At 64.4% G+C, this 14,483-nt stretch carries 12 protein-coding genes; 7 read left to right on the top strand and 5 right to left on the bottom strand.

All coding sequences use genetic code 11. From position 1 onward, the window contains the following. Positions 1-317: 317 nt before the first annotated feature. Positions 318-1,019 carry a hypothetical protein gene (locus KXZ72_RS05265; protein WP_226082699.1) on the bottom strand — a complete coding sequence of 234 codons (702 nt, stop codon included), beginning with the start codon at positions 1,017-1,019 and terminating at the stop codon, positions 318-320. Positions 1,020-1,139: 120 nt separating this feature from the next. Then, complete coding sequence (locus KXZ72_RS05260; protein ID WP_226082698.1) at positions 1,140-1,610, bottom strand: Lrp/AsnC family transcriptional regulator; 471 nt, start codon at positions 1,608-1,610, stop codon at positions 1,140-1,142. Positions 1,611-1,747: 137 nt separating this feature from the next. On the opposite strand from KXZ72_RS05260, the gene KXZ72_RS05255 reads away from it, so the two are divergent. After that, positions 1,748-2,398 (top strand): LysE family translocator, encoded by a 651-nt coding sequence (locus KXZ72_RS05255; RefSeq protein WP_226082696.1) that lies wholly within the window; start codon positions 1,748-1,750, stop codon positions 2,396-2,398. On the opposite strand, the gene KXZ72_RS05250 is transcribed toward KXZ72_RS05255, so the two are convergent. Then, positions 2,395-4,536: a S9 family peptidase gene (locus KXZ72_RS05250; protein WP_226082694.1), complete on the bottom strand. Its 2,142-nt coding sequence runs from the start codon at positions 4,534-4,536 to the stop codon at positions 2,395-2,397. The two genes, KXZ72_RS05255 and KXZ72_RS05250, sit on opposite strands and share 4 nt — an antisense overlap. Before the next feature lie 99 nt (positions 4,537-4,635). Here KXZ72_RS05250 and KXZ72_RS05245 point away from each other — a divergent pair, with 99 nt between their 5' ends. The 4 genes from KXZ72_RS05245 to KXZ72_RS05230 all read left to right on the top strand — a co-directional run bounded on the left by KXZ72_RS05245 (position 4,636) and on the right by KXZ72_RS05230 (position 9,395). Further along, positions 4,636-5,475, top strand: coding sequence for an aldo/keto reductase (locus KXZ72_RS05245; protein WP_226082693.1), 840 nt, complete (start codon positions 4,636-4,638; stop codon positions 5,473-5,475). Between the two features lie 64 nt (positions 5,476-5,539). After that, the gene (locus tag KXZ72_RS05240; protein WP_226082691.1) at positions 5,540-7,420 is read left to right on the top strand and encodes a DUF2207 family protein; all 1,881 of its coding nucleotides are present in this window, start codon (positions 5,540-5,542) and stop codon (positions 7,418-7,420) included. 203 nt (positions 7,421-7,623) lie between these two features. Then, the gene (locus KXZ72_RS05235) at positions 7,624-9,060 is read left to right on the top strand and encodes an inorganic phosphate transporter (protein WP_404823680.1); all 1,437 of its coding nucleotides are present in this window, start codon (positions 7,624-7,626) and stop codon (positions 9,058-9,060) included. Continuing rightward, complete coding sequence (locus KXZ72_RS05230) at positions 9,057-9,395, top strand: peptidase (protein WP_226082688.1); 339 nt, start codon at positions 9,057-9,059, stop codon at positions 9,393-9,395. The genes KXZ72_RS05235 and KXZ72_RS05230 overlap by 4 nt, the downstream gene beginning before the upstream one ends. A 70-nt stretch (positions 9,396-9,465) precedes the next feature. On the opposite strand, the gene KXZ72_RS05225 is transcribed toward KXZ72_RS05230, so the two are convergent. Together KXZ72_RS05225 and KXZ72_RS05220 are read right to left on the bottom strand one after the other, a co-directional pair. Further along, a complete protein-coding gene (locus KXZ72_RS05225) occupies positions 9,466-9,783 on the bottom strand; it encodes a putative quinol monooxygenase (RefSeq protein ID WP_226082686.1) in 318 nt (105 codons plus the stop codon). A 100-nt stretch (positions 9,784-9,883) separates the two neighbouring features. Beyond that, the gene (locus tag KXZ72_RS05220) at positions 9,884-11,167 is read right to left on the bottom strand and encodes a uracil-xanthine permease family protein (RefSeq protein WP_226082685.1); all 1,284 of its coding nucleotides are present in this window, start codon (positions 11,165-11,167) and stop codon (positions 9,884-9,886) included. 100 nt (positions 11,168-11,267) lie between these two features. Between KXZ72_RS05220 and KXZ72_RS05215 the strand changes: the two genes are divergently transcribed. Further along, on the top strand, positions 11,268-12,704 hold the full coding sequence (locus tag KXZ72_RS05215) for an NCS2 family permease (RefSeq protein WP_226082679.1): 1,437 nt from the start codon (positions 11,268-11,270) through the stop codon (positions 12,702-12,704). Positions 12,705-12,966: 262 nt separating this feature from the next. Beyond that, positions 12,967-14,403 (top strand): aspartate ammonia-lyase, encoded by a 1,437-nt coding sequence (locus KXZ72_RS05210; RefSeq protein WP_226082677.1) that lies wholly within the window; start codon positions 12,967-12,969, stop codon positions 14,401-14,403. The last annotated feature ends 80 nt before the right edge of the window (positions 14,404-14,483 follow it).

The raw sequence follows: 14,483 nt of genomic DNA, 5'->3' as shown, positions 1-14,483 counted from the left end.
AAGTCTGCGCGTGCACACCGGATCTGCCCGTTGCAGGCCCGGGCATCATGTGACCTGGCCGTGGCCAACGGTTCTTGTGTCATGTTAATCTCCGTTGATTTCCATAAAGGAGGAGGCTCCGGAATATCCGCCCCCTCCCCGTTCGGGGTATGGGTAAACCTATCGGGCGAGACGAGTGGTGGGACCTATCGAGGGAGATGCTGGCGCAAACTGTGCGAAATTGATGACAAGAAGGGCGCCGCTCGCGGAGCAAAACGTCCGCATATTATGGGTGTGGGTGGTGCCCCAGATGACGGGCACCCCGCCCGCTCAGGCAGTTATTCGTGCGCGGCGAGTATCCCCAGCGGGTCCCGAATACACTCATCGGCGCGCTTGAAATTATCGATGTTTTGGTCGATTAGATCGTCGTAGACCACCGGTTGCGCGTCGTACCTTGAGGCGTTATAGCCTTTCTCTACAAGACCGCGATCCACGAGGCACTGGGCCACGATCCGTGAGTTATCAAGGTTCTCCGGGTTTCTCATTGTCCCTTGATATAAAGCACCAATGGTGCTCTCCCCGCTGCTGTGCGAACACCGGGTTTCAATCTCGTTGGCGGTGCCGGTACCCATCCCCGCGGGAGCCGTATAGCTTGCACCCCCTCCGTACTCATCCGGCGTGATCCTGATTCCCGTGGCGCGCACACACTCGAGATACTCGTCTTGTACCTCGGCGAATTCGGCCTCGCTGATTTTTCCATCGGCGAGTGCACGCCGGTGGTCATCCGAGAGTGCCGTCCGGTACTGATAGGAAAAATCCTCCGCCCAGTGCCCCTCAAAGACGGGCAGATTGGCAATTGAGCCCGGATTGGACGCGGCGGTAAGGGGTTTTTCGGGCGACCCGCAGCCCGTCAGCAGGAGGGTCGCAACCAGGCAGAGTCCCAGCGGTGCCGCCCAGCCGGACCGGCTCGGCACGGGGTACCGGGGGCGCGAACTACCCGCCCGATCGCCGCGGCGTATCTGGATTGAACCCGTATCCATAAACAACATCTCCGTTGAGGTTGTGGCATGAGAGCACGCTCCCACGACACCCGTTTGGGGTGTGTATTTAGGCTAGGGGGCGCCGGGTTTCGGGTAAAGAAAGCCGCCGAGACTGGCCGATTATGGAGCCTGGCGCGGGCGGGCCGGGAGGCCGCGCTCGGCCACGACGTGGCGCATCACGATGGTGGAGCGCACCTTTTCCACGCCCGGCAGGGCGGTGAGCACCTCGTCATAGAGCGCCTGATAGGTTTCCAGGCTCGCGGTGACGATGCGCAGCAAAAAATCGGGTTCCCCAAAGAGACGTTCGGCCTCGATGATCTCGGGTATCGCGGCGAGGCGGGACTCCAGGTCCACCACGGTGTCCTTATCGGTGCGTGCCATATAGACAAAAACCACGGCCTCAAAACCGAAGCCCGCGGCGGCCGGATCGGGCACCGCGCGATAGCCGCGGATCACGCCCGTTTCCTCCAGTGCCCGCACCCGGCGATGGCACGGCGAGACGCTGAGCCCCACGCGCGCGGCCAGATCGGTGATGCTCAGCCGGCCATCCTCCTGTAGCTCGGCAAGAATCTGCCAATCAATCTCGTCCATGCGCAAGATTCTACCGGGAAACGGCGGAAATTCGGCCAAGTTTAGAAAGAAACCCCGGGTAATTTGGCGATATTCTTGCCCTAATAGATACGGGGTTGGATGATGATGGATATACGCGGCGGGCACGGGCAGCCCCGATGAACGAGCAACTGCTCGGCGCATTTTTTCTGGTCAGCCTCGCGCTGGTATTCACCCCCGGGGCCGATTGGGCCTATATCTTCTCGCATAGCCGCTCGCGGCGCGATGCCCTGCTCGCGGTGGCGGGCCTGCTGCTGGGGCACCTCGGCCATACGCTCTTGGCCGCGGCCGGGCTGAGCCTCGCGCTCTCCCTCATCCCGGGGGCCCTCAGCGTGCTGACCCTGATCGGGGCCGGCTATCTGCTCTGGCTCGGAATCGCCACGCTGCGCAACCTGCCCTCGGGCCTGCCCGGGCCGGCCGTGACCGATCCCGATGCCGAGGCCCTGGCCCGCCCCAGCATGCGCTCCGTGCTCACCCGCGGCTTTGGTACCAGTGGGCTTAACCCCAAGGTGATCCTCGTTTATGTCTCGCTGATCCCGCAGTTCATCAGCGCCGCGGCCCCCTGGCCCGTGGGCGTGCAGGCGGCCACGCTGGGCGTCATCATGCTGGTGAATACCGCGCTGGTCTACTCGGCACTCGCGCTCTTCTCGGTGCGGGTGCTCGCGGCCAGGCCCCGCGTTTTTCGCCGCGTGAGCCTGGCCTCGGGCACCCTGATGATCCTGATCGCCACCGTGCTGGCCGGCGAACAGGTCATCGTGGCCCTCGCCTAGGGGCGCCCGGCGAGGCCCATCACATCGAGGATCCAGGCCAGCTCAAACGCGCGCTCGCGCCAGGAGTTATAGCGGCCGGTGACCCCGCCGTGCCCGGCCACCATCTCGGTTTTCAGGAGCACCGGGGCGCCCACCTCGCGCAGCCGCGCGACCCATTTTGCGGGCTCCACATAGAGCACCCGGGTATCGTTGAGGCTGGTCACCGCGAGGATTCGCGGATAGTCCACGCCCTCGCGCACGTTTTCATAGGGCGAGTATTCCTTCATATAGCGGTAGACCTCGGCGCCCTCCAGGGGGTTGCCCCACTCGTCCCATTCGATCACCGTGAGCGGCAGCTCGGGATCCAGAATGGAGGTGAGCGGATCCACAAACGGCACGGCCGCGAGGATCCCGGCAAAAAGCTCGGGGGCGAGGTTCGCCACCGCGCCCATCAGCAGGCCGCCCGCGCTGCCGCCCTCGGCCACGAGGGTCTCCGGGGTGGTATAGCCGGCGTCGATCAGGTGCCGCGCGCAGGCCACAAAATCGCTAAACGTGTTTTTCTTGGTGAGGGTCTTGCCGTTTTCATACCAGGCCCGGCCCATCTCCCCGCCGCCGCGGACATGCGCAATCGCAAACGTCACGCCGCGGTCCAGGAGCGAGAGCCGCGCCACCGAGAACGACGGATCCATGCTGGCCTCATAGGACCCATAGCCGTAGAGTTCCAGCGGGCCGGGGCGCGCGGCCCCGCGCTTCCACACCAGCGAAATGGGGATACGCGTGCCGTCCTCGGCCACCGCCCACTCGCGCGCCTGCTGGTATTCGCCCGGGTCGTAGCCGCCCAGCACCGGCTGGCGCTTCAGCAGCACCAGGGTGCCCGTGGCCACGTCCAGATCGTAAACCGTGGAGGGGGTGATCAGGGAGCCGAAGCCGAGCCGCAGCGTGGGCTGCACCCATTCCGGATTGGCGGCGGTGCCCACGGTATAGAGGGGCTCATCGAAGGTCACCTCGCGCGGGGCGAGGGTATCCAGCGTGCTGTGCTCATCCAGCGGCACAACCGAGAGCCGGGTGAGGCCCTCGCGGCGATAGTCGATCGCGAGGAAATGCTCAAAGGCGTCCACCGATTCCAGCCGCACATCCGCGCGGTGGGGGAGTACCACCGTGGCGTTCTCGGGGCCCGTTCCCGGGTTATCGGCGGGCACCGCCACCAGCTCAAAGTTTTCGGCACCGCTATTATGCACGATCAGCAGCAGGTCCTCGCCGCCGATCACCGCGTGCTCCACCTCATATTCCACGCCCTCGGTGCGCGGCCAGATCAGGCGCGGCTCGGAGCCGGGCACACTCTCGTCCAGCAGGTGCCACTCGGAGGTGATCGAGGAGCCAATCGCGATGGCCACGTATTTTCCACTCCGGGTCAGGCCCGCACCGAGGAAAAAGCTCTCATCGGGTTCATAAAAAACCTTCTCGTCGTGGCCCGGCGCCTCGGCGGTGGCGAGGGTATGCCGCCACAGCGTATCGGGCCGCCAGGAATCGTCCACGGTGGTGTAATAGGCGCGCGATCCATCGGCGGAGAAAAACGCCCCCGCGGAGGTGTTTTCCACGGTTTCCGGGAGCGGCTGCGGGGACTGCCCCGGGCCGCCGAGGCGCAAAAAGCTCAGCACATAGCGCTCATCGCCCACGATATCCACGGCATAGAGCAGCGTATGGCCGTCCTGGGACACATCGAAGGAGCCGAGGGAGAAAAACTCGTGCCCCTCGGCGAGGGCGTTGCCATCCAGCAGGATCTGCTCCCCGGGCACGGGCACCCCGGGCTCCAGCAGCGGCGGAATCCAGTCTTGTGCATCGGCCACGGGGGCGCGGCACTGCAGGGGATACTGGGCACCCTCGATCGTGCGGGCGTAATACCACCACTCGCCCTGGCGCGCGGGAACCGAGAGATCGGTCTCCAGGGTGCGCGAGCGGATCTCCTCAAAGATGGTCTCGCGCAGCGGCGCGAGGTGCGCGGTGCTCGCCTCGGTGAAGGCGTTTTCCGCCGCGAGATGCTCCAGCACCCGCGGCTCCTCCTTGGCCCGGAGCCACTCATAATTATCGATCACGGTATCGCCGTGGTGGATGCGGGTATGGGGCTCGCGGGCGGCCCGCGGAGCAGTCAGATCAGCCATGACTCCACGCTATCGCGCCGCGGCCAAACGCGCGCGGTCGGGGACGGACTCGGAAAGAAACTTTGGGCGCGCTCGCGGCGGGGCGCGTATCCTCAAGGGATGACTCGATATCCGGTAATTCCCCTGAACGACGGCCATCAGCTCCCCAGCATTGGGTTTGGAACCTATCCGCTCACGGGCGAGGAGGGCGCCGCCGCGGTGGCCTCCGCGCTGCGCACAGGCTATCGGCTGATCGATACCGCGGTGAATTATGAGAACGAGGAGGCGGTGGGTCGCGGGCTGCGCGAGTCCGGCATCGCCCGCGGCGAGGTCACCGTGACCACCAAGCTGCCCGGCCGCGATCACGGCTATGACAACACGCTGCGCTCCTTCGAGGGATCGCTCGAGCGCCTCGGCCTGGACCATATCGACCTCTACCTGATCCACTGGCCCAATCCGAGCGTGAATAAATATGCCGATTCCTGGCGGGCCATGGTGGAGCTGCGCGATCAGGGCCGCGTGGGCTCGATCGGCGTATCCAATTTCACCGAGGAGTTCCTGACCCGCCTGCTTGCCGAGACCGGCGTATTCCCGGCGGTCAACCAGGTGGAGCTGCACCCGTATTTTCCGCAGAAATCGCTCCTCGAGTTTCATCGTGAGCACGGCATCGCCACCGAAGCTTGGAGCCCCCTGGGCAAGCGTGCCGCGCCCTATAACGAGCCCGTGGTGGTTGAGATCGCCGCGGCCCACGGGGTCACCCCCGCGCAGGTGGTGCTGCGCTGGCACCTCGAGCGCGGGGTGGTGCCGCTGCCCAAATCGGCCTCGCCCGAGCGGCAGGCCGAGAACTTCGACGTCCTGGGCTTCTCGCTTGAGCGCTCCGAGATCGACGCGATCACCGCGCTCGGCCGCATCGATGGTCGTCTCTTCGGCGGCGACCCCAATACCCACGAGGAAATGTAGCGCCCGCGGGCTTTCGCGGACGGTTTGCGGCCGCGGATAGCGATCCACTCCTAGTATTAAGCGCATGAGCGTTCGAGAGTTTCGTCCCCGCAGGCCCCCGATGCATCGGGTGGCGGCAGCCGCGGCCCTGGCCGCGGGGGCCGTCCTCCTCGGGGCGCTGCCCGCGGCGGCGGCGCCCGCCCCGGGGGAGCCCGCCGCGGCGGCCGCGCCCCGGCTCGGGGTGGAGGATTTTGAGTTTGCCTCGTTTAGCGGCGAATATCGCCTCGGCCGCGATTCCGCGGGCCACTCCACGCTGGCCGCCACCGAGACCTTCGTGGCTGATTTTCCCGAATACGATCAAAATCGCGGCATCGTGCGGATGATGCCGCGCGGCTATCTCGGGGTGAACCTGCAGACCCGGATCGAATCGGTCACCGATGCCCAGGGCGCCCCCGTACCCTATGAGGTGGATACCTCCGAGAGCGATAAAATCATCCTCTCGCTCGGCGGCGATGATTATGTGCACGGTCTTCAGACCTATCGCATCTCCTATACCCAGGCGGATGTCACCCGCTATTTTGACAATACCGATACCGATGAGTTCTATCGGGACTCGATCGGCGTGCAGCTGCGCCAGGACGTGCGCGATGCGCGGATGAGCATCATCGTGGAGCCCGAGCTGATCCCCGCGCTTAACGGTGAGGCCGCGTGCTATCGGGGCGTCCAAGACTCCCGCGATCGCTGCGAGTTCTCCCGCGAGGACGGGCCCGAGGGAGCCGTATTCGCGAGCGCTCCGCAGGTGCTGACCCCGGGACAAAACATCACAATGGCGGTGGGCTTCCGTCCCGAGACATTTACCCCAGGCGAGGTCGCGGCGGAGCGCCCCGTATTTACCTGGCTGCCCGCGGGCATTGCCGGCACGGGAGTGCTTGCCGTGGTGGGCGCGAGTACCGCGCGCCGCCGCCCGACCCGCGGCCTGGTCGGCGACGGGATCGTGGTGGCCCAGTACTCGCCGCCGCCGGGCGTGGACCTGGCGGTGAGCGCCCAGCTCATCGGTGCGAGCACGCGCTTTCCCCAGGCCGGCATGATCGATCTTGCGGTGCGCGGCAATATTCGGATCGTGGATATTTCCACCAAACCCGGAAAAAATAAATTTGAGCTGGAATATCTCCACGATCGGGGTGTGGATGCGCCCCTGGCCGCCCTGCTGCGCGGGCTCTTTGGGAAAAAGCCCGCTCCCGGCAAGCGGCGGGCGATTAAGGAACCCAGCAAGCGCCTGACCCAGGCCGTGGAGAAGATCGCCGCGAATGCCCGCTCCGATGCCCGCGAACAGGGCCTCACCGTGCGGGTGGGGCTTCCCCGCGCGGGGCTGTGGATCCTGCTGGGTCTTGCCCTCACGATCGGCAGTGTGATCGTGATGATGCGCGCCTCGGGCGAGATGGCCGGCAACGGCTGGGTTTATGGCGGGCTTATGCTCACCATCCTCACGCTGGTGATCATCGCGGTGCTGGCCGTGCCCCGCGATGTGCTCACGGTGGAGGGACACCGCACCCGCGAATATCTGGAGGGCATGAAGCTTTATCTCAGCGTCGCGGAGAGCGAGCGCCTGCGCATTCTGCAATCCCCCGCGGGGGCCGAGCGGATCGAGGTGGCCGGCCCGATAGACCCGGTGCGCGTCCTGCACCTCTACGAGTCGCTGCTTCCGCTCGCGGTGCTCTGGCGGGTCGAGAAACAGTGGGGTGGAGTGCTTGCCCAGTATTACGTCACCGAATCGGTGGAACCCTATTGGTATGGCGGCAACTCCGCGTTTAACGCCGCGGTATTTGGCGCGACCCTCGGCAGCTTTGGTACCTCGGCCACCTCGGCCGCATCCTGGTCCCCGCCGAGCAGCAGCGGCGGTGGCGGCGCGGGCGGTGGCGGGTTCTCGGGCGGTGGTTCCGGGGGCGGCGGGGTCGGCGGCCGCTAGATTCCGGGAATCGCCGAAATCACCGGGAAAATCCTCGTGCTTTCGCGCGTCCAAAATCCCCATGTCGAGTTGACTGCGCGGGTATCGGGTGGAAGTATCGACTTGGCCATCAATCATGGCAACCTCGAAGACAAAAAATGTTCGTGAAATCCTGATGAACTGATTTTGAACGCGGGGGAGTCCCGACTCAGAGAAAAATGCCGGTGGACGTAACCCTCATCGTTATTCTTGTTATAGCGCTCGCGCTATTTTTCGACTTCACCAATGGTTTTCACGACACCGCGAATGCAATGGCGACCCCCATCGCCACCGGTGCCATGAAGCCAAAGGTCGCGGTGACACTCGCGGCCATCCTGAACCTGGTGGGAGCCTTCCTCTCCACCGAGGTCTCCAAAACCATTTCCCACGGCATTATTCGCGAGGGCGAGGGTGGGGTCTCAATATCCCCGGAACTCATCTTCGCGGGCCTGCTGGGCGCCATCATCTGGAATATGCTCACGTGGCTGCTGGGTCTTCCCTCCAGCTCCTCGCATGCCCTGTTTGGTGGCCTGATCGGTGCCGCAATCGTGGGTATCGGATTCACCTCTATTGACGGCGGTCAGCTGCTGTCCAAGGTGATCCTCCCGGCGATTTTGGCGCCATTTACCGCGGGGCTCATCGCCTTCCTGGCCACCCGCCTGGTCTATGCGATGACCCGCCGCTATGACGGCAAGCCCGATGGGCGCTCCGGTTTCCGCTATGGCCAGATCTTTACGTCCTCGCTGGTGGCACTCGCCCACGGAACCAATGACGCGCAGAAGACGATGGGTGTGATCACCCTGACCCTCGTGGCCGTGGGTGCGCAGTCCTCGGACGATACCAATCCGCAGTTCTGGGTGATCCTGGTCTGTGCCCTCGCAATCGCCCTGGGCACCTATGTGGGTGGCTGGCGCATCATTGCGACACTCGGAAGTGGCCTGACCGAGGTGAAGCCCGCCCAGGGCTTCGCCGCGGAAACCTCCACCGCCGCCACGATCCTCGCGTCGAGCCACCTCGGCTTTGCCCTGTCCACCACCCAGGTGGCCTCGGGATCGGTCATCGGCTCCGGCCTCGGCCGCCGCGGGTCCAAGGTGAAGTGGGGCACCGCCGGCCGGATCGGCATGGGCTGGCTCATGACGCTTCCCGCCGCCGCGATCGTGGGCGGAGGGGCCGCGTATCTCGCGGAGACCTTCGGCACCGCCGGTATCGTTTTTGACGCCGTGGTGGGCTTCAGCGCCGTGCTGTTCATCTACCTGTGGTCGCGCCGCACCAAGGAGTCCATCGTGGAATCCACCGTGGCCGATGTGGCCGAATCGGGACTGGCCGTGGTCATCCCCGAGGACGTGGAGCCCAAGAAGATCCCCGCAAAGGTTGAGGCCAAGCTGGAGGCACTCGCCGAGGCAAAGGCGGAGGCCAAGGCCGAGGCCAAGGAGGAAGCCAAGCTGGAGGCGGCCGCCCGGGCCGAGGAGCGCGCGGAGATCCGCGCCGAGGTCAAGGCCGAGGTCAAGGCCGAATTTAAGGCGGCGCAGCGGGCCAAGGCCCGTGCCGAGGCTAAGGCCCGCGCCAAGGCCGAGGCTAAGGCCCGCGAAGAGGCCACGGAAGACCGGGAGGACGGCAAATGAGCATCGACTGGATTGCATTCCTGACCGTGTTTATCGCCGCGCTCAGCGGAACCCTCGTGGTGGTCACGCTTTATGCCTCGGGCGTGCGCCTGCTGGTCGCCGCGGGCCGCGTGCCCGTGGTGATCCCCGCGGAGTTCACCGATGCGATCACCGTGTATACCAAATCGGAGATTCGGCAGGCGGAGAAGCGCGCGGCGAAGGCGGCCAAGAAAAACCCGCTGAGCCCGCTGCAGAAAAACATCGCCCGCTTTGGCGCCTATGCCTGCTTTGGCCTGTGTGCCGCGGTTGTGCTCTTTGGCATCTATCTGATCGTCCCGGCGCTGCACGGCGGCTAAACGAACACGATAAAACGGACGGCCACGCTCCCTCGGGAGTGTGGCCGTCCGTTTTACTTTGCGGCGGCTTTTAGAGCTCGCCCTGCATGGGCGTACCGGCCGGAATCGGGGCGAGGCGGGTGACCTCCACGGGGCGCGCCAGCAGGCCCTCAAGAGAGGCGTTCAGCGCGGCCACAGCCGGTCCGGCGCCGTGGATATCCAGCAGGTCGGTGCTGGTCCACTTTTCGATCATCAGCACGGTGCCGTCCGGGTGCTGATTAATCGCGTAGAGCTCGCAGCCCTCCTCCTCGTGCACGGCGGCAATGGCCGGGCGCAGCGCGGCGATGACCTCGTCCAGCTTTCCCTCGACGGGAATAAACAGGGCGGTAACAACTACGGGTTCACTCATTGGAATTCTCCAGATGTTTGATGGCGGATGGCGCTCCTTATCCTACCGATACGGCCCGCCTCTCCGGAGGGGAGGCGGGCCGCGGGGCGCTGCGAGGGGACTAGTTCTCCTCGGTGCCGCGCCACTTCGCGATGACGTTCATCAGGTGATAGAGCACAATCGCGGCGATCGAGCCGAGGGCGATCGAGTTAAACTCCACACCCTCCACGATCACGAGGTACTGGCCCACGCCGATGATCAGGGCCGAGGCGGCCGTGAACTGGTTCTTGGGCAGCGAGAAGTCCACCTTATTATCCAGCCAGATCTTGACACCGATGATGCCGATCAGGCCGTAGAGTGCCGTGGTGACACCGCCAAGCACGCCCGGGGGAATGGTCGCGATCAGCGCACCCACCTTGGGGGAGAGCGAGAGCAGGATCGCGGCGATACCGGCCACCCAATAGGCGGCGGTGGAATAGATCCGGGTCGCGGCCATCACGCCGATATTCTCGCCATAGGTGGTGGTGGCCGCGCCTCCGCCGGAGCCGGCGAAGATCGTCGCGAGGCCATCGGCAAAGAGCGCCCGACCCGTGAGCTTATTCAGCTCGGGCTGGTCCACCATCTGCGCCACACCACGAATATGGCCCACGTTCTCGGCAATCAGCACCAGCACCACGGGCAGGAACGCGGGCAGCACGCCCCAGATCGAGGCATCCATAAACGGGTTCGCCGGGGTGATAAACGTGGGCAGGCCAAATAGGTCCGCCTCGTGGAAAGCCGTGAAGTCGATCTCGCCGCGGAGCGCGGCAAAAACATAACCCACGATAACGCCCACAAAGATCGCCAGGCGGCCGAGGATTCCGCGGAAGATCACCGAGCAGATCACCACGGCAAAAAGCGTGATGAGCGCGGTGATCGGCGCCTCCTTGGTGTTATTCCAGGCGGCCGGGCCGAGGGCAAAACCGATCAGCGCCACGATCGAACCGGCTACCACCGGGGGCATCAGGCGGTCAATCCAGCCGGTCCCGGTCCAGTTCACCAGCAGGCCGATCAGGGCGAGCATGATGCCCACCACAACCACGCCCAGCAGCGCGCTGTCCTGGCCGTGGCTCGCGGTGGCCGCACCGATCGGCGCGATAAACGCAAACGAGGAACCCAGATAGCTGGGCAGCTTATTTTTCGTGATGATCAGGAAGAGCAGCGTGCCGATTCCCGAGAACAGCAGGGTGGTGCTCGGAGAGAATCCGGTGAGCACGGGCACCAGGAAGGTGGCACCAAACATGGCAACCACGTGCTGGGCACCAATACCGATGGTGCGGGGCCAGCTCAGTCGCTCGCCCGGGGCCACGATCTCGCGGGCCCCCACGTTCTTTCCATCGCCGTGCAGGGTCCAGGGTAAGGCCATGTATTTACTTTCTGTGAGTGCAGAATCTGAAGTCGTCAAGTCAGTCGAGGACACTCTATGCTATTTCACAGACATACTTTTTGAGAGGAGTGCCCAACTAGTGGCCTCAGAAAACGCGCCGAGCGTAAAATCCGGAATTGATACATTTTTTGAGATCACGAAGCGGGGCTCGACCATTGGCGCGGAAATCCGCGGCGGCCTGGTCACCTTCGTCACGATGGCCTATATCGTGGTGCTGAACCCGATCATTCTGGCCGGTCACGAGGATGTCGCGGGCAACGCCCTCGACTTCGCCCAGGTGAGTGCCGTCACGGCACTCACCGCGGGTGTCATGACCATTCTCTTTGGTGTTGTCGCCCGACTTCCCTTCGGTTTTGCCGCCGGACTGGGTATTAACTCCTTCCTCGCCGTGAGCGTTGTGGGCCAGGTCACGTGGCAGGAGGCCATGGGCCTCGTGGTCATCAACGGATTTATCATCGTGCTGCTGGCCGTGACCGGCCTGCGCCGCATGATCTTCGACGCCGTTCCCGTGCAGCTTAAGGTTGCCATCTCCGTGGGTATCGGCCTGTTTATCGCCTTCATCGGTTTTGTGAACGCCGGCTTTGTGACCTCCAGTGGTCTCTCCTCCCCGCCGATTGGCCTCGGCCAGGACGGCTCGATCACCACCGTTCCCACCGTGATGTTTATCATCGCCCTGCTGCTCACCGGTATCCTCGTGGCCCGCCGCGTGAAGGGTGCCCTGCTGATCGGCCTGGTCACGAGCACCGTGCTGGCGATCATCGCCGAGGCCATCTTCAAAATTGGTGCCTCCAACGGCGGCCAGAACCCCGGCGGCTGGAGCCTCACGGTTCCCGAGATCACCGGCAATATCGTGGCGCTGCCCGACCTGGGCCTGCTGGGTCAGTTCAACTTCGGCGGATTTGAGCGCCTCGGTGTGCTCGCCGGAGTCATGGTGGTCTTCACGCTTGTATTCTCCAATTTCTTTGACGCCATGGGCACCATGACCGGCCTGTCCAAGGAGGCCGGCCTGGCCGATGCCAAGGGCAATTTCCCCCGCCTGAAGTCCGCGCTTGTGGTTGAGGGTGTCGGAGCCATCGCCGGTGGTATGAGCTCGGGCTCCTCGAATACCGTATTTGTGGAATCCGGTGCCGGTATCGGCGAGGGTGCCCGCACGGGTCTGGCCAATATCGTGACCGGTGCGCTCTTCCTGCTCGCCGTATTCTTCACCCCGCTCACCCAGATCGTGCCCTCCGAGGTGGCCTCGGCCATGCTCGTCATCGTGGGTGCCATGATGATCGCGCAGATCAAGGAGATCGACTGGACCGAATACTCGGTGGCGCTGCCGGTCTTCCTCACGATCACCGTGATGCCGATGACCTACTCGATCGCCAACGGTATCGGCGTGGGCTTCATCTCCTGGGTTATCCTGCACGCGTTTGCCGGCAAGATCCGCCAGATCAGCCCGCTGCTGTGGATCGTGGCAATCGGCTTTGCCGTGTACTTCGCCCGCGGCCCCATCGAGGCGCTGATCGGCTAGCCTCACCGCACCGCATCCGCGGCCGGTCTCCCCAGGGAGGCCGGCCGCGTTTTTTACGAAAGTTGTCCGGGGGCATCCTTTGGTTGCCCAATAGGCATCCCCAGCGGTGTATTTCCGGCATTTCGGACGCAATTCCGGCGATCCCAAACGCCATCAAAATTTCGAGACTATGGTTGTCACGAGCCCCTTTCACAACACCAAGGGCAATGGAGCCACCGTGAATATCCTCATGGAATCCGACGCAGCTACAGAGCGAGGAAAAATGACTGAGAACACCGCAACCCGCACCGAATCCGATTCCCTGGGATCGGTAGAAATTCCGGCCGACGCCTACTGGGGGGTACATACCGCCCGCGCGCTGGAAAACTTCGATATCACCAAGCGACCGATTTCCGTATATCCCGACCTCGTGAACGGCCTCGCCGCCGTGAAGATGGCCGCGGCCCGCGCCAACGTGGAGCTGGGTGTGCTGAGCACCGAAAAGGGCCGGTATATCGAGGCCGCGTGTCAGCGCATCCTCGACGGAGAACTGCACGACCAGTTTGTGGTGGGCGTGATCCAGGGTGGGGCCGGAACCTCCACCAATATGAACGCCAATGAGGTCATCACCAACCTCGCCCTCGAAATCGCCGGCCGCGAAAAGGGCGATTATTCCTATATCTCCCCGCTGGACCACACCAACCGCAGCCAGTCCACCAACGACGTATATCCCACGTCGATTAAGATTGCGCTGGCGTTCTCCCTGCAGACCCTGCTCACCGAGCTGAAGGCCCTGCGCGGATCCTTTAACGCCAAGTCCGTGGAGTTCAACCACGTGCTTAAGGTGGGACGCACCCAGATGCAGGACGCCGTGCCGATGACCCTCGGCCAGGAGTTCCACGGCTTCGCCACCACCCTCGGCGAGGACTATGACCGCCTCCAGGAGACCCTGCCGCTGCTGGCCGAGATCAACCTCGGGGCCACCGCAATCGGCACCGGCATCACCGCGGACCCGCGCTATGCCGCGATCGTTGTGCGTCACCTCAACGACATCACCAGCCTGAAGCTCTCGACCGCCCCCGACCTGGTGGAGGCCACCAGCGACGTGGGTGGCTTTATGTCCTTCTCGGGCACGCTGAAGCGCTCGGCCGTGAAGCTCTCGAAGATCTGTAACGACCTGCGACTGCTCTCCTCGGGCCCGCAGGCAGGCTTCGGCGAGATCAACCTCCCGCCGCGCCAGGCCGGTTCCTCGATCATGCCGGGCAAGGTGAACCCCGTGATCCCCGAGGTGGTTAACCAGGTGGCCTTCTCCGTGGTGGGCGCCGATGTCACCGTGACCATGGCCGTGGAGGGTGGACAGCTTCAGCTCAACGCCTTCGAGCCGGTCATCGCACACTCGCTGCTGCAGTCGATCACGTGGATGGCCCGCGCCTGCAATACCCTGCGCGTGAACTGCATCGACGGCATCACCGCCAATGAGGAGCGCCTCGAGTCGATGGTGGGTGTCTCGGTGGGTGCGATCACCGCCCTCACGCCGTTCATCGGCTATTCCGCCGCCGCCGCGCTTGCCAAGACCGCGCTGCTCACGGGCCGCCGCGTCGCCGACCTGGTGGTCGAGGCCGACCTGATGACCCGCGAGGAGGTCACCAAGCAGCTCTCGCCCGCGCGCCTGTCAGGCATGGAGGCCATCACCACGTCGATTCCGATCATCCAGGCCTAGCCGGCATCACACTCGACCCGGTGTCGGGACCCGCGGGTCCCGACACCGGGTTTTGCGTCTGGCGTAACGTGTTCTTTTGA

Source organism: Mycetocola spongiae, assembly GCF_020424085.1.
GTDB classification, from domain to species: Bacteria; Actinomycetota; Actinomycetes; order Actinomycetales; family Microbacteriaceae; genus Mycetocola; species Mycetocola spongiae.
Note: the sequence above shows the minus strand (reverse complement) of the source record. Positions and strands in the feature narration are given on the sequence as shown.